The sequence below is a fragment of the Sphaerisporangium sp. NPDC049003 genome, assembly GCF_043197795.1.
Lineage (GTDB): Bacteria > Actinomycetota > Actinomycetes > Streptosporangiales > Streptosporangiaceae > Sphaerisporangium.
The window spans coordinates 222,890-241,381 of record NZ_JBICTU010000011.1; the positions used below are offsets into that span (position 1 = coordinate 222,890).

Genomic DNA, 18,492 nt, shown 5'->3' on the forward strand with positions numbered 1-18,492 from the left:
CTGACCCGCGCCGCCGTACCGGTCTCAACGGCATGTCCGGATGGCTCAGCTCAGCTCGGGCAGCAGCGCGTAGCAGGCGAGGTGGAGCGCGAGCCGCTGATCGGGGCGATCGGGATCGATGCCGCGCGCCCTGATGCGCTCGACCCGGCCGAGCACCGTGTTGCGGTGCACGCCGAGCCGGGCGGCGGCCTGGCTGGTGGAGTTCGCGCAGTCGAGCAGCGCGGCCAGCGTGGTCACCAGCACCGGCCCGTCCGGCGCCGAGAGCAGGTCGGCGAGCACCATCCGGGCGGATCCGACCAGCTCCGTCTGTGACAGCGAGGCGAGCAGCACCCGGAAGCCCAGCTCGTCGAACGAGCGCACCGTCCCGTGGCCGTCCCGCACCGTCACCCCGGCCGCGAGCATCGCCTGCGACAGCGACTCCCGCAGCCCTTCGGCCCCTTCGGCGACGCGGCCCACGCCCGCGCTCAGCGGGATCGGCGAGCGCATCCGGGCGAGGTGCCGCCGCAGCGCCGACGCCACCTGCTCCACCTCGATCTCCTCGCCGGTCCACCAGCTGGCCCAGCCGGCGTCCCACGGCACCAGAGGCAGGTCGTCGATGACCTCCTGCCAGGCCGAGATCACGCCGGGACCGGTGGCGGCGGTGTCCAGCGGGGTGCTCGACCGCAGGAAGACCGCGACGTGCCGCCCGCCGACGCGCCATCCGAGCGCCTCCCCCGGGACGGTCCGTTCCCGGTCACGGGTGCCCGGCTCCTCCTGCGCCGTCGGTGCGGGATCACGTCCGGCCGAGGCGAAGAGGGCACGGAGAGCCGCCCGGCCTCGCTCGGCGTCGTGCACCGCGTCGACCCGCTCTCTGGCGACCGAGGCGGCCAGCGGCCCGCGGGCCAGGCGCAGGATGAGGAGCACGGTTTCGGCCCAGGTGGGAGAGGAAGGGCCGGCCGTGGCGGCGACCAGCTCGGCCCAGCGACGCCCGTCCGGGCCCGGCACGTCCACCTGGACGCGGTGCTCGGCCCGGTCGGCGGACGCCTGGCCGGCGAGCACGTGACCGTCCGGAGCCACCAGCGCGGCCGTCACGCCGGGAACCTCCGAGTTGATCACTCCGACGATGCCCCGGGCGTTGCTCCGTTCGGCGAACAGCTCCGCGCAACGCGCCGCGAGGCGGGCGCGGGCGGCCTCGGGGCTGGCGATGGCCGCGGCCAGGTCCAGGGCGCAGGCGGCGGTGTCCCCGTTCACGACGAACACCGGCAGCCGCATCCGCCGGGCGAGCTGGGCGGTGGCCTGGTCCAGCCCGACGACGGCGGGGCTGACCAGGCAGGCGGCACTGCGCTCCCAGGCCAGGCGCAGCGCCGACTCGACCGCCCACGCCCCCTGCGCCAGCCCGCCGGAGAGGACCACGGCGGTACCGGGCCCGCAGTGGCGGACCTGGTCGAGATCGGAGATGAGCGCCACCCGTGACACCGGCCGGGCGAGGTTCTCCCCGACCAGCATCTGGGCGTGGCCGAGCGGCCCGTACCTGACCAGCTCGTCCACGGTCAGCTGCTCGGCGGGGCGTCCGGCGCGCTTCATCGGCCCTCCTGGCGCGGGTGGCGCAGAGGGAAGCCGAAGGCTCCCGGCCCGCCGAGGCCGAGCCCGTGGACGGTGTGCCATACGGGCGCGGCCGGCACGCACAGCACGTCCACCTGGTCACCGACGGTGAGCCGTTCCGGCCCGGTCATCCGCAGCGTGCCCCGGTCGAGCAGGCAGAGCAGGTCGGGAACGGCCGCGGTGAGCGCGCCGTCGGCGAGGGCGAGCACCAGCTCGTTGTGCGCCTCCAGCCGGATCAGGCGGCCGCTGTCGTGGTCGTGGACCACCATGCTCATCGGGTTGCCCGGATAGACGGTTCCGGCCTGCCGCACAGAAGGGCCGAGCTCCACCACCCGGCCGCCGCCCAGGACCGTCGCGCCGGTCGCCGCCGCGAGGTCACGGAGCAGGCGCTCGTGCGGCGCGGTGCCGCTCGCCGGCCACCCGCCGTCGCCGGGGCGCCCGTACCGGGGCGGTGCGGAGCCGCCGCCACCGGCGGACTCCCGCGCCGTCCTGCCGTCGGAGGTGTGCTCGCGCAGCAGCCGGCCGACCTCCAGCGTGCGGCTCACCGAGCCGTGGATGGCGGCCTCGTGCAACCGTCCCACCTGCGTGGGGTACATCCCGCACAGCAGCCACCCGCCGGCGGCCTGGGCGATCGACCTGGCGATCCGCTCGGCGCGGGCCGAGCCGGTGTCCAGCAGCAGCGAGTCGTTGCCGGCGCTGACGACCGCGAGCGGGCTGAGCGAGAGGCCCGCCAGCTCGTAGGTGGTCTGGTGGATCAGCGGGAACACCCGGCCCATGCCGTCGCAGTCGATCAGCGGCAGGCCGAGCACCGCGGCGGCGGCCACCGGGTGCAGCGCGTTCACGCTGGCCGCGTTGAGCGGCATGATGGCGCCCAGCGGGGCGCCGAACCGCCCGGCCAGGCTGCGTGCCAGGGCCACGGGTTCCTCCCCGGAGGGCGGCAGCTCGGCCATGGCGACGGTCGAGCCCATCGCGCCGACCGCCGCGCACGGCGTGCCCGGGTCGAGCTCGCCGGCCGTGACCAGCTCCACGGGCCCCGTCCGCGCGAGGATGTCCTCCAGCCAGAAGCCCGCGAACTCGATGCCCTCGCCCGCGGCGCTGGCCGAGAAGAACTCCGCCCCCGCCAGCAGGGCCGGGACGTCCGCCACGGTGATGGAGCGGCCGGTCACGCGTCGTCCTCCGCCCGGCCGCCCGCGCGTACCACCAGCCGGTAGGAGCCGCTGCGCAGGAACGACAGCGACATGGCGCGGGAGCTGACCACGCGCTCGCTGCCGAGCCGCGCGCCGCTCTCGGCCACCAGGGTGAGCGCCCGCTGCTCCGCGGCGGCCTGCTTGCGGGCCAGCACCTCGGAGGTCTCGGCGTACAGTACAGTGTCGAGCCAGGCGCTCGGCTCCGTGCCCGCCGCGCCGATGGCGGCCAGCTCGGCCGACGGCTCCACCAGCACCGACGCCGACGGCAGCCGGGCCGCGGCGGCCCGCGCCCGGTCGGTGGCGTCCCCGTCGCGGGGGTCCCCGTCCGGGCCCGTATCGGCGACGGCGATGACCGCGGTGTGCTGGTCGTGCTCGGCCAGCAGGGCGAAGGCCGACGCCGTGGCCGTGTGCGAGCCGCGGATCGGGGTCAGCGACGCCTGGGGAACGGCCATCCGCACCCCACCCGGACCGGGCCGGTCGGTCGCCACGTCCGGGAGGCCGTCGCGGACGTGGCCCACGGCGAGCCCGTCGGGCCCGGCCAGCCCCACGACCGCGTCGTCCACTCCGGCCAGCCGCGCGGCGCCGGTCAGGGCGGCGGCGCCGGTGGCCGACAGCCCCAGCACCGGCAGCAGCCGCAGCCGCTCGGCGGAGATCCTGCCGCCGTCCCCGGCCACGAACCAGGCCGACGTCGAGCCTCCGAGCCGGCCCGAGATCACGACGCAGCGCTCGACCACCTGCTCGGCGCGGCTCAGCAGCGCGGCGTTGATCACCGTCGCGGCCTCGCGCTCCAGCAGGCCAAGGCCTCCGACCTGGTGCGAGAGCGAGACCCTGAGCTGGGGAAAGGCCTCACGGACCAGCTCGGCCGCGGCGAGCTCGTGGTCGGGGCATCCGAGAGCCCCCGTGGCCGTCAGCGCCAGCGCGCTCATCCCCTCCGCCCGCACGGCCGCCGCGGTGCGGAGCACCTCGTAGATGTCCAGCGTGGCGAGCTCGACCCCGAACAGGTCGTGCCCTCCGACCACCGCGGCCCGGTGCCCGGCCAATGCCAGGAGCAGGGGAGAGGGATGCCCGCTGCCGACCGGCGGGCGCGGCATGACCCGCAGGGACGCCACCGGCGAACCGGCGGTGGCCGGGTCGAGCTCGGCGGAGACGTCCCAGGTCACCGACCGGACCGGCGTGCCCTCTGCGAGGCCACGGAGCATGCGCGAGAGCGTGCGGTCGTCGCCGGAGCCGCACGCGGCGTGGCGGATGTCACCGGCGCCGACAAGAGCGGCCCGAGCTTGGCCGGCACCCAGCCGGACCCCGATGCGCGCGCCAGCCACCTAACTCCTTCGGCCTCGCAGCAGCCGGTCGAAGCTGACCGCTCCGAGGATCAGCGCACCCTGCACGACCTGCTGATATATGGTATCCCAGCCCAGCAGGTTGAATCCGTTGCCGATCAAGGTGATGAGGAGCACGCCGATCAGCCCGCGCCAGATCGCGCCCTCGCCGCCGAGCACGCTGGTGCCGCCAACCACCGCCGCCGCGATCGCGGTGAGCTCCATGCCCGTGGCCATGCCCGCCTGCGCCGACCCGCCGCGGGAGGCCAGGATGAGTCCCGCCAGCGCCGCGCACACGCCACTGATCGCGAAGACCGCCACCCGCACCGCGCCGACCCGGATGCCGGACAGGCGCGCGGCCTCCTCGTTGCCGCCGACGGCGTAGATGCGCCGGCCGAAGGTGGTGCGCGCGAGCACCACCCAGCAGACCGCCGCGACCAGCAGGAACAACAGCGAGGCCGCGGTGATCCCGCCGAGCACGGTCGGCCAGCCGAGCGCCTGGAAGGACGCGAGCCTGCTCTCCTGCGGGTACACGATGGCGCCGGCCGTCAGGATCACGGCCAGCCCCCGGTACATGATGCTGAGGGCGAGCGTGGCGATGAACGAGTGGACCTTGACGGAGATCACGACCAGGCCGTTGATCGCGCCGAGCACGCCGCCGGTCAGCACCCCGGCGGCCATGCCCGCCGGCACCCCGGCATGCGTGGTGACCACCACGGCGACGATCGCCGAGACGGCGAGCACGGCGGTGATCGACAGGTCGAAGGCGCCCGAGATGATGACGAGGGTGGCGGCGCAGGCCAGCAGCCCGATCACCGCCGCCTGGTCGAGCAGGTTGACCAGGTTGCCGGTGGTCATGAAGGTCTGGGTGGTCAGCGACAGCGCGACCACGATCACCACCACGGTCAGCACGATGCCGAAGTCGTGCAGCCTGGTGAACCTGCTGGCCGTGGCCCGTGCGGCCGCCTCGGGCGGGGCCTCCGTGTCAGCCATGGTGGTCATTCGTGCTCCTCCGTGCTGTTACGGCTTGATTCTGGGTAGTTCGTCGGGTCAGCTGAGCGGGTCGGCCCGGGGGCGGCTCCGGTGGGGAGGTCGTCGGCGAAAGCCATCGAGAGCACCTGCTCACGGGTCGCCTCGCCCCGGGCGAACTCGGCGACGAGCCGGCCGTGCCGCATCACCAGCACCCGGTGTGACAGCCCCATGACCTCCTCGACCTCCGAGGACACCATGAGGACCGCCATGCCCCCGGCGGCGAGGTCGACGAGGAGCCGGTGGATCTGGCTCTTGGCAGCCACGTCCACGCCGCGGGTCGGCTCGTCCACCAGCAGCACCGCGGGCTTCTCCAGCAGCCACTTGCCGAAGAGCACCTTCTGCTGGTTGCCGCCCGACAGCGTCCAGACGGGCCCGCCGAGGTCCGAGCCCCGCACGTCCAGGTCGCGGAGCATGGACCCGGCCGCCGGCCTCTCGGACCCGCCCCTGACGAAACCGGCGAGCTGCCTGGAGCTCAGGCTGGCCAGCGCGATGTTCTCGCGGACCGAGCGGTCCAGCACCAGCCCCTGCTCCTTGCGGGACTCCGGGACCATCGCCAGGCCGGCGCGCATGGCCCGCGACGGCGAGCCGGGAGGCACCGGGTCGCCGTCCACCTCGACGGCGCCGCCGTCGCGCGGGTCGGCGCCGAAGATCGCGCGCAGCGTCTCCGACCTGCCGCTGCCGACCAGCCCCGCCACCCCCACGATCTCCCCGGCCCTTATCTCCATCGACACGCCGCGCACCGCCGTGCCGCGTCGCAGGTCGCGGACGCTGAGCACCACCGGGGCGGCGTCCTTCACCGGGGCCGGCTCGGGGTAGAACAGTTCGAGCGGCCGGCCGACCATGTGCCGCACCAGGCTGCCGGGCGTCTGCGAGGCGGCCGGTCCGGTGACCACATGGCGGCCGTCGCGCAGCACGGTGACGTCGTCGCAGACCGACAGCACCTCCTCCAGGAAGTGCGAGATCAGCACCACGGCGGTGCCGTCGGCCGCGAGCTGCCTGATGACGGCCATCAGCCGGTCGGTCTCGGTCTGGGTGAGCAGCGCCGTGGGCTCGTCCATGCCGATCACCGAGGCTCCGGACGCCAGCGCCCGGAGGATCTCCACCTGTTGCTGCGCGGCGAGCGGCAGGTCACGCACCAGGGCCGAGGGGTCGAGATCGAACCCGGTGCGCTCGATCAGCCGGGCCAGCGTCCTGCCGTCCTCGCGGCCGGTCCGCCAGCCGAGCCGGTTGCGCCACCGGCCGAGGTGGACGTTGTCCAGAACGGTCATGGCCGGCACCAGGGCGAGCTCCTGGGAGATGAGCGCGAACCCGTGCCGCAGCGCGTCCCGGGGGGAGCCGACCGAGATCGGCTCGCCGTCCAGCAAGATGCGCCCGGTGTCCGGAGCCACCGCTCCGCACACCGCCTTGAGCAACGTCGACTTGCCGGCGCCGTTCTCGCCGAGCAGCCCGTGCACCCGTCCCCCGTACAGGGTGAACGACACATCGCGCAGCACGGGCACGCCGCCGTAAGCCTTGCCGAACCCTTCCAGGTCGATCCTGACCGGCTGGGACATCGAGTGACCCCCTTCCGTGCCGCTCCTGCTATTCGTCGTACTCGCCCTGGACGCCGGCGAGCACGTCCTTGGTGCCCTTGCCCTCACCGGGGGCCAGGTCGGTCGAGCTGTTGGTCGTCGTCACTTCCTGGCCGCGCGCCTTGGCGAGACCGAGCTCGGCGGCCTTGGCGCCGGCGGACTTCTCCGGCAGGTAGTAGGTCGCGAACCAGCGGCCGTCCTGCACGGCCCGCACCGCCTGGCGGGAGCCGCCGTTGCCGATCAGCAGCACATCCTTGCCCTTGAGTACGGCCTCGGCGCCCGCGACGGCCTGGGAGGAGCCGATGACGACGTCGACGCCCGGGTGCGACTGGAGCACGTCCTGCGTCGCCTTGCGTCCGCTCTCCTTGGTGTAGCCGCCCTCGACCCGGGCGACCAGCTTCACGCCGGCTGCGGCCTCCAGGGCCTTGACGGCGGCGTCGGTGCGCGCGTTGTCCAGCGGGAGCGACTTGAAGCCCTCCAGGTACGCGACCTCGCACGGGTCGAGCTTCTTGCTCTCGCAGGCGGCCACGCCGAGCTCGCCCAGCTTGCGGCCGTTGTCCACCGGAACGTCCAGTAGCGTGATCACGCCGGGCACCTGCGACTCGGCGGTGTCATAGCGGGTGCCCACCGGGGTGAACTCGGCCACCACGGTGATCCCGGCCGCCACCGCCTGCTTGACCGCGGGCACCACGGCCGCGCCGTCGTTGGCCTGCACGACGAACACGTCGAAGCGCTTGGACGTCACCGCGTCCTGGATCTGCTGCACCTGGGCCTGGGCGTCGAAGTTGGGGTCGAAGAACTCGGCCTCCGCGTCGTTGGCCTTGGCGTACTCCTCGATGCCCGCCCAGGTGGCCGCGGCGAACGAGTTGGCACGCGCGAACCCGAAGAAGGCGATGCGCTTGTGCCCGGCGTTCGAAGCGGCCGATGAGTCCGCGGAAGCCGTGCCCGTCGCCGTGGTGTCCGATTCCGGCGCGACGCAGGCGGTGCTCAGCGCGAGCACCCCGGCCACGACACCGAGGGCGAGTCCCTTTTTCTTGATGTGCATGTGCATCCCGCTTCTCATTGAGCCGCTTCCTCGTCACCGGTCTCGTCGCCGGCCGCCGCCACGATCGTGTAGAGCCCGCCGCCCTGGTCGGCGCGGGGGCCGCCGTCGAGCAGGTCGCCCAGCTCTCCGGTGATCCGCTGGCGCCAGGGGTCGCCGAGCCACTGCTGGTAGTCGGACTCGCCGGTCCACGTAGCGGTGACCAGGTACGGCCCGCCCGACTCGGCGGGGCGATGCAACGCGGCCCCGTGACAGCCCGGCAGGGACAGCGCCCGGTTGAGCACACCGTGGCGGGCGTAGAACTCCTCCAGGTCGCCCTCCTTGCCGGGGAGCGGTCTGAGGTAGAGAACACTGCGGATCATGTGTTCCTCCGAACGGATTGGACGGTGGCCGCCCGTCGATGCCCGACGACGTGGCAGAAACTGTAGAAACCGGTCCAGCCCTCCCCTGGGCGTCCCGCACAGTGCGGGACGCCGCCGCTGTGCGGCTCGCCGCACCCCTCCTGAACAGGCGAAGTCAGGCTGTGCGTGGTCGTTCGCGGCCACCGCGGCCCAGGACACCCGGGAAACCTCGCAGGTCATCCCGAGGCCCGCCGAGACCGCGCCGGACACGGGCGTCCCGGACAGGAAGGAAGCCAATGATGGACAAGGCGAGCAGGCTGGCGATCGACGTCGGAGGGACGTTCACCGATGTCGTCGAGCTGATCCCCGAAACGGGTGAACTCCGCTTCGACAAGGTGCCCACGACGCCCGAAGCGCCGACGAAGGGCGTGATGAGCGCCTTCGGAGTGGCACGGGCGCCCATGACGGACATCGGGATGTTCACCCATGGGACGACCCTCGGGCTGAACGCGCTGCTGACGCGCACCGGCGCGCGTACCGCGGTGATCGGCACCAGGGGCTTCCGCGACGTCTACCTTCTCGGGCGCACCGACCGCAGGACCAACTACGACATCACCTACCGCAAGCCCCCGGCGCTCCTCGAACGTCACGACACCTTCGAGGTGACCGAGCGGAGCCGCTTCGACGGCACCGTGCACACCCCCTTCGACGTCGACGACGCGCGCCGCGTGGCGGCCGTCGTCGCCGCGCGCGGGTACCAGTCGGTGGCCGTCGCCTTCCTGCACTCCTACGCCAACCCCGGCCACGAGCTGCGGATGCGGGAGGTGCTCGCCGAGGTCGCGCCCGGCGTGGCGGTCACGCTGTCGCACGAACTGTCGCGCGAGTACCGGGAGTACGAGCGCACCAGCACCGCCGTCCTGGACGCCTACGTCAAGCCCATCGTGCGCCACTACCTGCACACGCTGGAGGGAGAGCTCGCCTCGGGCGGGTTCGGCGGGCGCTTCCTCATGACGCGCTCAGGCGGCGGGGCGATGACCGCGAGCTCGGCGCGGGAGCAGCCGGTGAGCCTGATCCTGTCCGGCCCGGCCGGCGGCGTCATCGGCGCGGCGGCCCTGTCGAAGATCCTGGACCGGCCGAATCTGATCACGATCGACATGGGCGGGACCAGCCTCGACGCGTCCTTGATCCTCGACTACGAGCCCGTCCTGTACCAGGGGGCCGAGTTCGAGCAGATGCCCATCAACACCCCGTCGCTGTACATCCACACCATCGGCGCGGGCGGCGGCTCGATCGCGTGGCTGGACGAGGCCGGCGCGCTGCAGGTCGGGCCGCAGAGCGCGGGCGCCGTGCCCGGGCCGGCGTGCTACGGCCGGGGCGGTATGGCGCCCACCTTCACCGACGCCGCCCTGGCACTGGGCTACCTCGGCGGCGGCACGCCGCTGGGCGGCAAGCTCACCCTGGACGCCGCCCTGGCCGACAAGGCGCTCCAGCCGATCGCCGGCGAGCTGGGCATGACCGTCAAGGCGCTCGCCCGGGGCATCGTCCGCATCTCCAACACCAAGATCATGGGCGCGGTGCGGGCGATCACCGTCGAGCTGGGCCGTGACCCGAAGGACTTCGCCCTGCTGTCCTTCGGCGGCGGCGGAGGGCTGGTGGCCGTCGAGGTGGCGCGCGAGCTGGGCATTCCCACCGTCATCGTCCCGCCGGGCCAGGGCGCCTTCTCCGCCTTCGGGATGCTGATGGCCGACGTGCAGCACGACTTCGCCCGCACCTCGGTATCGCCGCTGGACGGGCTGGACCCCTCGGCCGTGGAGGCCTCCTACGGTGAGATGGAACGCGAGGCCCTGGCGCAACTGGCGGGCGAGGGGTTCGACGAGCGGAGCGTGACCCTCGCCCGGTCGCTGGACGTCCGGTACGCGGGCCAGGAGCACTCGGTGACCGTGGCCTTCCCCGCGAGCGCCGACGACATGGTCACCCGGGTCGCGGAGAGCTTCGCCAGGCTGCACGAGCGGCAGTACGGGCACACGATGGGCGACCCGGTCGAGGTCACGACGCTTCGCCTTCGGGCCACGGGATCGGTGGACAAACCCGCGCTGCCACTGGTGGCGCGGCGGGAGTCCGGCTCGCTTTCGGCCGAGGGCACCCGCGCCGTCCACCTGTCGGCGGACCGGCCGGCCGCCGGCTACGCCCTCTACACCCGCGAGTCGCTGCTGGCCGGCGACGCCATCGAGGGCCCCGCGGTGATCGCCGAGCACACGGCCACCTCCGTCATCCACGCAGGGGACGGCCTCAAGGTCGGGCCGTACGGCGAACTGGTCATCTCCGTCGCCCCGGGAACCGTCGCCCCGGGAACCGTCGCCTCCGGAACCAAGGAGTTCAACCGATGAACGACGCCATCACCACAGAGATCATCCGGCACGGGCTGCTCGCCGCGGCGGAGGAGATGGCCCGCAACCTGTGCCGCACGGCGTACAACACCGTGGTGTACGAGATCCACGACTACGGCATCGGCATCCACGACGCCAAGGGGGACGTCGTCGCGGACGCGCCCGGCATCGCGGTGTTCACCCGGGGGAACGACCACGGCATCAAGAAGGCCGTGGAGTTCCTCGGCGAGGACGGCCTGCTGCCCGGCGACGTCGTCATCCTCAACTACCCGTACTGGTCCTCCGCCCACACGCTGGACCCGCTGGTCTTCGCCCCCATCCATCACCAGGACGAGCTCATCGGCTTCGCCTCCTGCCGGATCCACGTGCTCGACCTGAAGCAGAAGGACCCGGGATACGTCCTGGACTCCACGGACATGTCGCAGGAGGGGCTCTTCTTCCCGGCCACCAAGCTCTACCGGGGCGGGGTCCAGAACGACGACATCTTCAACATCATCCGCTTCAACAGCCGGATGCCGGAGCGGACCATCGGCGACATCCAGGCGCAGGTCTCCGCCTGCGTCACCGGCGTCCGCCGCACCCAGGAGATCGCGGCCAAGTACGGCGCCGAGACCCTCCTCGGCGCGATGGACGCGATCAACGACCACGGTGAGAAGCTCGCCCGTCTGGCCCTGGCCAAGCTCCCCAAGGGAACCTGGACCGCCCACGACTTCGTCGACAACGACGGTGTCGACCTCGACCGCCTGATCAAGATGCAGGTCACGGTCACGATCACCGACGACGAGATGGTCATCGACTGGACCGGCAGCGACCGTGACGTGAGGGGGCCCGTCAACCTTCCCGTGGGCCAGACCGAGGCCTTCTGCAGCCTCATCTTCAAGGCGCTGACGACCCCCGACACCTCGGTGGTGGCCGGGAACTTCCGGCCGATGCGCGTCGTCACCGAACCCGGATCCGTGATGCACGCGGTGCCGCCCATGCCGACCTTCACCCTGTGGACCGGGCTGCTCGGCGGCGAGGTCGTGCTGAAGGCGCTCGCGCAGGGCATGCCGGACCGGGTGCCCGCATGCTCCGGTGGCGACGTCAGCTCGATGATGGGCCTCGGGGTCAACCCCCGCAACGGCGAGGCATGGCTGGAGGCGACCAACGAGGCGGTCGGGTTCGGCGGGCACGCCCGGGGCGACGGCGAGGACGGGATCATGCACCTGTCCGAGCCCGGATGCCGCAACAACCCCGTCGAGATCCTCGAGACCAAGTCGCCGATGTTCATCGAGTCCTACGGCTACCGGCCGGACACCGGAGGCGCGGGCCGGCACCGCGGCGGCGTCGGCGTCGGGCGGACGTACCGGTTCACCGCGCCGTCCACCGGCATCTGCCTGGTCTACAAGACCAGGACCAAGCCGTGGCCGATCGGGGACGGGCGGCCGGGGGAGAACAACCACATCGTGCTCAACCCCGGCACCGACCGCGAGGTGACGCAGGGCGGCAGCTACAACCGCCTGGCGGCCGGTGACGTGCTGGTCAACAACACCGGCGGTGGCGGCGGGTACGGTGACCCGTTCGAGCGCGAGCCGGAGCGGGTCGCCAAGGACGTGCGCAACGGCTTCGTGACCGCGGCCGCGGCCGCCCGCGACTACGGTGTCGTGGTGGATCCGGACACCTTCCAGGTCGACCTCGACGCGACCGCGGGGCTCCGGGGCGGGGCGACCGTATGATCCAAATCGTCGCGGCGAGCCCTCGTGGCGCCGCCGGAAAGGGGTGCTGAAATGGGTTCCTCGCTCGCGGGAGACCTGACCATCGTCAACGCCGCCGTCTTCGACGGCCGGTCGGCCGAGCTCTCGGACGGCCCTGTGCACATCTCCGGCGGCATCGTCGTCCAGGTCGGCGGCGCCGCGCCGGCCGCGCAGCGGGTGGTCGACGCGCGGGGTGGCACGGTCATCCCCGGTCTCATCGACGCCCACTTCCACGCCTACGGCGTCTCACTGAGCCTGCTGGAGATCGAGTCGGCCCCGCTGAGCTACCTCGCGCTGGCCGGGGCCCGCAGGCTCGGCGCCGCGCTCGGCCGGGGGTTCACGACCGTGCGAGACGTCGCCGGAGGGGACCCTGGACTGGCGAAGGCCATCGCCCAGGGCCTGATCCGTTCGCCCCGCTACCTGTACACGGGGCCGGCCCTGACCCAGACCGGCGGGCACGGCGATCCCCGCCCGGGTGACCAGGACCTGTGTGCCTGCGGGAGCCACACCGGAGAGATCGTGGACGGCGTGGACCCGCTGCGCCGGGCCGTACGCGACCGCTTCCGGCGGGGCGCCCACGCCATCAAGATCATGACTTCTGGCGGGGTGGTCTCGCTGACCGACCCGATCCGGGTTCCGCAGTACTCGCCCGAGGAGGTTCGCGCGGTCACCGGGGAGGCGTCGCGCCGGGGCAGTTACGTGGCGGCCCACGCCTACTCGCCCGAGGCGATCGCGCACTCGGTCGAGAACGGCGTGCGCTCGATCGAGCACGGCAACCTCCTCGACCGGCCGGCCGCGAAGCTGATGGCCGGGCACGGCGCCTTCCTGGTGCCCACCCTCGCGACGTACGACGCGATGGACAGGCGAGGTGCGGACCTCGGGCTGGGCCCGATCCCCCGGGCCAAGAACGCCGAGGTGCTGGAGTCCGGGCGCCGGGCGGTCGAGATCGCGAGGGCCGAGGGGGTGCGCATCGGCTTCGGCACCGACCTCATGGGCGCGCTCGACGACGAGCAGCTCAACGGGCTCCGGCTCCAGGTCGAGGTCGAGGGCGCCCTGGAGGCGCTGCGGTCGGCCACGTCCGTGAACGCCGACCTCATCGGCCGCCCGGACCTCGGCCGCATCGAGCCGGGCGCCGTCGCGGACCTGGTGATCCTGGACGGCGACCCGTTCGGCGACCCGTCGGTCCTGTGGGCGGGCCCCGAGCGCCGCACGGTCATCCAGGCGGGCAGAGTGACAGCGGCGTCCTGAACCCGCCGCCGGGCGGCGCCCGCCGGTTTCCGTGGTGAACGTTTCACGGGTTCCAGCGGGCTCCGTCCGGCCGTGCGCAGGTGGGGCCGGTGGTCCGACGGGGTCGTGGCGCCTGCGGTTGCGGTGGGGCGAAGGGCGTGATCTTTATGGGAGCGCTCCCACTCGCCGCCGTGGCAAGGAACATCATGAGACGACGGATCCGACCGGTATATCTGCTGCTGTCACTGGTGCTGGCCATCGCCGCCGGCACCGTCACGCTCACCCTCTCCGGCGCCAACGCGGCGATCTCGGGGTTCGTGCAGCGCTGCGGCGTCCACTTCTGCCTCAACGGCAAGCCGTACTACTTCGCCGGGACGAACACCTACGACGTGTTCACCTACGGCGGCAGCTACGGGGACACCGAGACGCAGTACATGGACAAGGCGCGCATAGACGCCCACATGGCCGAGTTGCAGGCCGACAAGGTGAGCGTGCTGCGGCTGTGGATGTTCAGCCACGAGAGCTGGCACGGGTTCGAGACCGCCAAGGGCGTCTACAACGACCAGCAGTTCGCGCTCTTCGACTACGTCATCCAGTCGGCCAAGGCGCACGACATCCGCCTCATCCCGGTGTTCGAGAACTACTGGGAGGCCTACGGCGGCATCGACACCCGGCTCAAGTGGGAGGGACTGAACGGCGGGCACCCCGGCCGGGCCGTCTTCTTCGACAAGGCCAAGTGCCCGGGCTGCTTCACCCAGTACAAGAACTATGTCAACTACGCGCTCAACCGGACCAACCACTACAGCGGCGTGAAGTACAAGGACGAGCCGGGCATCTTCGCCTGGGAGCTCATGAACGAGCCGCGCTACCAGGACGTCAGCGCCGACGAGAACAAGAGCGGCGCCACCCTGCGCAAGTGGGTCGACGAGATGGCCTCCTACGTCAAGGGCATCGACTCCAACCACATGGTCGGCACCGGGCTGGAAGGGCACGAGTCGAGATACGGCTTCGGCGGCGACGAGGGCAACCCGTTCGTCTACATCCACCAGTCGCCGTACGTCGACTTCACCTCCGCGCACCCCTATCCGAACGCGAGCTGGGCCAACCTGACCCTCGACCAGACCAAGACCCTGATCGGCCGGTGGATCTCCGACTCGCACGACGTGGTCGGCAAGCCGTTCTTCCTGGGGGAGTTCAACACCGAGGGCAACGCCGACCGGGTGACCTGGTGGAACGCGCTCTACGCCGACTTCGAGGCCAGGGACGGGGACGGCTCGGCCTTCTGGTGGTATCCGGACAAGAACGCCGGGGGCGACCCGCACAGCGTGAAGAGCGGCGACCCGGCGCTGGCGGTGTTCCGCGCGCACTCGGCCCGGATGACGGCCAAGAGCGGCGGCTCCACCTCCCCTTCGCCCACCCCGACCCCGACGCCCACGCCCACCCCGACACCCACGCCCACTCCGACACGGACCCCCACCCCCACTCCCACGCCGACCGTCTCGCCCGGTGGTTGCTCGGTGGTCTACAAGCTGAACGACTGGGGGAGCGGGTTCACCGCCGACGTGACCCTCACCAACGGCGGGAGCGCGGCGATCAACGGCTGGACCCTGGCGTTCGCCTTCACCGGCACCCAGAAGATCACGAACACCTGGAACGGCGTCACCACGCAGTCCGGAGCCCAGGTCACGGTGAAGAACGCGGACTGGAACGGCACGATCGGCGCGAACGGCGGCACGGCGAGCTTCGGCTTCCAGGCCACCTACACCGGCACCAACGCCGTACCGGCCACCTTCACCCTCAACGGCACCACCTGCGCGAAGAAGTGACCCACCTCTGCGCAGGTCTTGGAGCTGGTGAAGGCACCTGCCGGGCTGACCGCTGATGGCCCGTGCTCGTCCAGCATGTGCGAGAGCGGGAATGTTCGACGGCCCACCCGTCAAGGGGTTGACGGGTGGGCCGTGTGTTGTCACCCAAGTGTTGGCCTCACCGGACGACGGATGAAACACCTCAGCCGCGTCTAGGTCTGTGCCCCCCTGCGCGCCCGAACGACGTTCCGGGTTCCCCTGGTCGTGACGCGCAGTGGCACGGGTTGGGGCGGCATGCGAAAGCAACCCGAAGCGAACGCGGCGCCACCTGCCGAATTGGACACGTTACGTGTTCGTACGGTTACGGAATTGCGTTAAACGCCTGCGGGGCAGGCCGTCGTACAGTGGATATGGCTGTGCTCACCGTACAGATCGATGCGAAGACCGAGAAGGCCCTCGCCGAGCTGACCGCTGACGGCAGATCCGCCACCGATGTGGTCCGCGAAGCGCTTCTCATCGCCAACCGCCTTCGTCGCATGGAAGTGGCTCGGACGGAGGCACAGGAGCTCGCCGGCGACCCAGAGAACCTGGCGGAAATCCGCGCCGTTCGCCACGACCTTGGCGAAGACTGTGCGCGGTGACGTCTACCGGTCGCGCACGCCACGCGATGCGGTCGGCCACGAGCAGCGTGGCGAGCGCTTCGCCGTACTTCTGCAATCATCTGTCAGCCGGTGAGGCGCCGGGAAGACGGTGGTACGTGGCGGTGTTGAGGGGGCGGTGGGTGGTCCGCCGGTGCCGGCGGACGCTCCCGGGAAGGGGACGAGCCGATGTCCTACGACGAGTACCAGCGGGGAATGATGTTCTTCGACGCGAAGGACTACCCGGAGGCGGGGCGCATTCTCGCTCCGATCGTGGAGCGGGATCCGGGTAACCGGGCGGCTGTCGAGCTGCTGGGCCGGGCCTACTTCCACAGCGCCCAGCTTGGCCGCGCGGAGGCGACCTTCCGGCGGCTGTTGGAGCTCGACCCGGCCAACGGATGGGCGTACGAGGCGCTGGCCAGGACTCTCGAACGGAGTAACCGCGGCGATGAGGCGCGGCGATACCGCAAGCTGGCACTTGCGATGGGTGCCGACCAGGTGAGCGAGATCGACGTGTCCGTGTACGCGGCCAACCTGGTCTAGTACCGCGCGCGTTCAGCACGACGAAGGGGCTCGAAGCCGGGGACACAAGGGTTTCGAGGCCCTTTGGCGTTGTTCGGATGAGAACGCGGGCCCTTGGGTGATGTTCTCTCCTACCCACCCGTCCAGCACTTGACGGGTGAACACCGTTCTGGCCACCCGGCACATGCCCCGCCACAAGCGGTGGTCGCCAGGCCCGCCGCAGGGCAGACGGTGTCGGCGCCTGCCGGAGGCGATGGTGGGGCGGTGTGGGGACGTGGAGGGGCGATGGGGGAGGTGAACTCCTCATGGTGCTGATCGATGGACTCTTGGGTCCACGACCTCGAACGCCTCGTGTGCGCAGAAGAGGCTCCACGGCGCGATCAAGGCGGCAAATGCAGCTGTTTCTACCGGTTGTGCAGCGCGCCTGCCAGGCGGGGGCGCGCTGCGGTCGTGATGTAACTTTTGATGGGGGTCAACGAAGCAATTGGGATCGATCTTCGTGTAGATGCAGCGATACTTACCCCCAGGATGTAATTATCGCTTCAGGTAGACGGTAACCTTTGATGCATGAGGCGGGATCGGGCACTTAGAACGATAGGCGAGCAGGCCGCCGATCAATGGGGTCTCGTGACGGCATCTCAAGCCAAAGTCGCAGGTCTTAGCGCTGTTGATCTACTGCGACTGGTTGAAGCCGGTCTCCTTGAGAGCGTCGGCCGCGGCGTCTACCTTGTCACAGGTGCCGCGCGGCCGGATCATCTGGAGATCAAGGTGGCTTGGCTACGACTCGAACCCGAGCTGCCGGCGTGGCGACGCCACACCTTTGATACGTATGGGGGAGTTGTCTCTCATGGCTCGGCTTGCGTCCTGCAACAACTCGGAGAGCTTCCCGCGTCCACGGTTGAAATCTCTGTACCTCGGCGTCGCACCACTCGTGAGCGCGGTGTACGCCTGCGTCGTGCCGATCTCGCACCGGACGACGTTGTACGGGTCGACGGCCTTCCGGTCACCACAGCCGAGCGAACTGTAGTTGATCTACTGGCTGCGCATGTAGACGGTGCGCACGTTGGCGGAGTGATCGCCGACGCTGATCGACGTGGCCTGACGAACCGCGCTTCTCTGGCTGAGCGTGTCGCGCGTTTCGCCGGAGCCTACGGGCTGCCGCGCTCTGCGGCAGGGGAGCGACTGCTGGAGTATCTCGCGGGGCAGGCTGGCACGAAGCTCCCTGTGGAGGAGAGCACACGTCTCAGGCGAGAAGGCGCTGTTCAGGGTTTCGTCTCTGCGCTCGCGCTGCTGCTTTCTGGGCTTGAAGACGCCCAGCCGAAAGACGCCGCCATTCGTCGTTCGATCAACCAGGACCTGATTGGATTCACAGGCATCTCCTCGCTCGCTGAACAGCTGGCAAAAGTCGGTCCTCTTACCTCTGCGCGTTCCGAGGTCATCGAGACGATAAAGAAAAGTTTCGCCGATCACCCCAACTCCATCCCCTCCCTGCCTCCGAGCGTACTTACCGCGATTCAAAAGATTCTGGCCGAATCCACAGAGGTCTCATTTGCGGAACACATAGCCCGCAGCATCGGCCAGGCATCAACGATCAGCCATCAGGCATCTGAACTCCCTGCTGACCGTGCTCCGGTTACGAAAACGCAGAAGCCGACCACAGGCAGAGGGTCTCCCAGCCAACCATCGACCACACCCAGTAGCGCGACCAAAGATTCCAGTGAGGCTCCGTGAGTCAGCCCTACACCACCCCCCGAGCCTTTGAAAGGGCCATGAAAGATCGCTTAGGGGCCCACGCCAAGAAGCACGGACTTGACCCCGGGCCTGGTGTTTCGTAGCTTCTACTTCAGCCGTTTGGCGGCCCGGGTCTTTCGTCATGACCCTTCTGGATGGATTCTCAAGGGTGGACAGGCACTCCTGCTGCGCTACCCGGCTCAGGCCCGTCTGAGTCGCGACATCGATCTGCAACGTCCCACAGCGCAGAGTGCCCAGGAAGCGCTGAACGCGTTGTTCGACGCTGTCGCCGGCCAGGCTTATGGGACCACCGAGGGTGGTTTTCTGCCACGAGCATGGGACCACCCGGTTGCCAGTGATGGGACCACCCCGCGTGTCG

Annotated in this window: 15 protein-coding genes; 8 read left to right on the forward strand and 7 right to left on the reverse strand. The window is 70.8% G+C overall.

The genetic code is table 11. From position 1 onward, the window contains the following. Positions 1-45: 45 nt before the first annotated feature. Genes ACGFIV_RS14900 through ACGFIV_RS14930 form a run of 7 tightly spaced genes read right to left on the reverse strand, consistent with a single transcriptional unit; the run spans position 46 to position 8,091 of the window. Complete coding sequence (locus tag ACGFIV_RS14900) at positions 46-1,563, reverse strand: helix-turn-helix domain-containing protein (protein WP_358557322.1); 1,518 nt, start codon at positions 1,561-1,563, stop codon at positions 46-48. After that, positions 1,560-2,747: a DUF917 domain-containing protein gene (locus ACGFIV_RS14905; RefSeq protein ID WP_358557320.1), complete on the reverse strand. Its 1,188-nt coding sequence runs from the start codon at positions 2,745-2,747 to the stop codon at positions 1,560-1,562. The genes ACGFIV_RS14900 and ACGFIV_RS14905 overlap by 4 nt, the downstream gene beginning before the upstream one ends. After that, positions 2,744-4,087 (reverse strand): hypothetical protein, encoded by a 1,344-nt coding sequence (locus tag ACGFIV_RS14910; protein WP_392835065.1) that lies wholly within the window; start codon positions 4,085-4,087, stop codon positions 2,744-2,746. The genes ACGFIV_RS14905 and ACGFIV_RS14910 overlap by 4 nt, the downstream gene beginning before the upstream one ends. Then, a complete protein-coding gene (locus ACGFIV_RS14915) occupies positions 4,088-5,086 on the reverse strand; it encodes an ABC transporter permease (RefSeq protein ID WP_392835067.1) in 999 nt (332 codons plus the stop codon). It abuts the gene before it with no gap. Continuing rightward, positions 5,083-6,669: a sugar ABC transporter ATP-binding protein gene (locus ACGFIV_RS14920; RefSeq protein ID WP_358557311.1), complete on the reverse strand. Its 1,587-nt coding sequence runs from the start codon at positions 6,667-6,669 to the stop codon at positions 5,083-5,085. Before ACGFIV_RS14920 ends, ACGFIV_RS14915 begins: the two co-directional genes overlap by 4 nt. Positions 6,670-6,697: 28 nt before the next feature. Continuing rightward, on the reverse strand, positions 6,698-7,750 hold the full coding sequence (locus ACGFIV_RS14925; RefSeq protein ID WP_358557308.1) for a sugar ABC transporter substrate-binding protein: 1,053 nt from the start codon (positions 7,748-7,750) through the stop codon (positions 6,698-6,700). Then, the gene (locus ACGFIV_RS14930; protein WP_392835072.1) at positions 7,747-8,091 is read right to left on the reverse strand and encodes an antibiotic biosynthesis monooxygenase family protein; all 345 of its coding nucleotides are present in this window, start codon (positions 8,089-8,091) and stop codon (positions 7,747-7,749) included. Before ACGFIV_RS14930 ends, ACGFIV_RS14925 begins: the two co-directional genes overlap by 4 nt. Before the next feature lie 278 nt (positions 8,092-8,369). Between ACGFIV_RS14930 and ACGFIV_RS14935 the strand changes: the two genes are divergently transcribed. The 8 genes from ACGFIV_RS14935 to ACGFIV_RS14970 all read left to right on the forward strand — a co-directional run. After that, entirely contained in the window at positions 8,370-10,457 is a 2,088-nt protein-coding gene (locus tag ACGFIV_RS14935; RefSeq protein WP_392835074.1) for a hydantoinase/oxoprolinase family protein, read from the forward strand. After that, positions 10,454-12,172, forward strand: coding sequence for a hydantoinase B/oxoprolinase family protein (locus ACGFIV_RS14940; protein WP_392835077.1), 1,719 nt, complete (start codon positions 10,454-10,456; stop codon positions 12,170-12,172). Before ACGFIV_RS14935 ends, ACGFIV_RS14940 begins: the two co-directional genes overlap by 4 nt. Before the next feature lie 51 nt (positions 12,173-12,223). Continuing rightward, on the forward strand, positions 12,224-13,438 hold the full coding sequence (locus ACGFIV_RS14945) for an amidohydrolase family protein (protein ID WP_358557296.1): 1,215 nt from the start codon (positions 12,224-12,226) through the stop codon (positions 13,436-13,438). A 185-nt stretch (positions 13,439-13,623) separates the two neighbouring features. After that, entirely contained in the window at positions 13,624-15,243 is a 1,620-nt protein-coding gene (locus tag ACGFIV_RS14950; protein WP_392835080.1) for a cellulose binding domain-containing protein, read from the forward strand. Between the two features lie 395 nt (positions 15,244-15,638). Beyond that, positions 15,639-15,863 (forward strand): hypothetical protein, encoded by a 225-nt coding sequence (locus tag ACGFIV_RS14955; RefSeq protein WP_392835082.1) that lies wholly within the window; start codon positions 15,639-15,641, stop codon positions 15,861-15,863. A gap of 186 nt (positions 15,864-16,049) precedes the next feature. Beyond that, positions 16,050-16,403, forward strand: a complete 354-nt coding sequence (locus ACGFIV_RS14960) for a tetratricopeptide repeat protein (RefSeq protein WP_392835085.1) — start codon at positions 16,050-16,052, stop codon at positions 16,401-16,403. A 546-nt stretch (positions 16,404-16,949) separates the two neighbouring features. After that, on the forward strand, positions 16,950-18,113 hold the full coding sequence (locus tag ACGFIV_RS14965; RefSeq protein WP_392835088.1) for a type IV toxin-antitoxin system AbiEi family antitoxin domain-containing protein: 1,164 nt from the start codon (positions 16,950-16,952) through the stop codon (positions 18,111-18,113). A gap of 78 nt (positions 18,114-18,191) precedes the next feature. After that, positions 18,192-18,492, forward strand: a 301-nt coding sequence (locus tag ACGFIV_RS14970) for a nucleotidyl transferase AbiEii/AbiGii toxin family protein (RefSeq protein ID WP_392835091.1), incomplete at its 3' end; no start/stop codon positions are given.

Coding starts and splice junctions, on each gene's coding strand:
- ACGFIV_RS14930 (WP_392835072.1), bottom strand. CDS start 8,091: ATGATCCGCAGTGTTCTCTACCTCAGACCGCTCCCCGGCAAGGAGGGC.
- ACGFIV_RS14945 (WP_358557296.1), top strand. CDS start 12,224: ATGGGTTCCTCGCTCGCGGGAGACCTGACCATCGTCAACGCCGCCGTC.
- ACGFIV_RS14960 (WP_392835085.1), top strand. CDS start 16,050: ATGTCCTACGACGAGTACCAGCGGGGAATGATGTTCTTCGACGCGAAG.
- ACGFIV_RS14920 (WP_358557311.1), bottom strand. CDS start 6,669: ATGTCCCAGCCGGTCAGGATCGACCTGGAAGGGTTCGGCAAGGCTTAC.
- ACGFIV_RS14935 (WP_392835074.1), top strand. CDS start 8,370: ATGGACAAGGCGAGCAGGCTGGCGATCGACGTCGGAGGGACGTTCACC.
- ACGFIV_RS14950 (WP_392835080.1), top strand. CDS start 13,624: ATGAGACGACGGATCCGACCGGTATATCTGCTGCTGTCACTGGTGCTG.
- ACGFIV_RS14925 (WP_358557308.1), bottom strand. CDS start 7,750: ATGAGAAGCGGGATGCACATGCACATCAAGAAAAAGGGACTCGCCCTC.
- ACGFIV_RS14940 (WP_392835077.1), top strand. CDS start 10,454: ATGAACGACGCCATCACCACAGAGATCATCCGGCACGGGCTGCTCGCC.
- ACGFIV_RS14900 (WP_358557322.1), bottom strand. CDS start 1,563: ATGAAGCGCGCCGGACGCCCCGCCGAGCAGCTGACCGTGGACGAGCTG.
- ACGFIV_RS14915 (WP_392835067.1), bottom strand. CDS start 5,086: ATGACCACCATGGCTGACACGGAGGCCCCGCCCGAGGCGGCCGCACGG.
- ACGFIV_RS14965 (WP_392835088.1), top strand. CDS start 16,950: ATGAGGCGGGATCGGGCACTTAGAACGATAGGCGAGCAGGCCGCCGAT.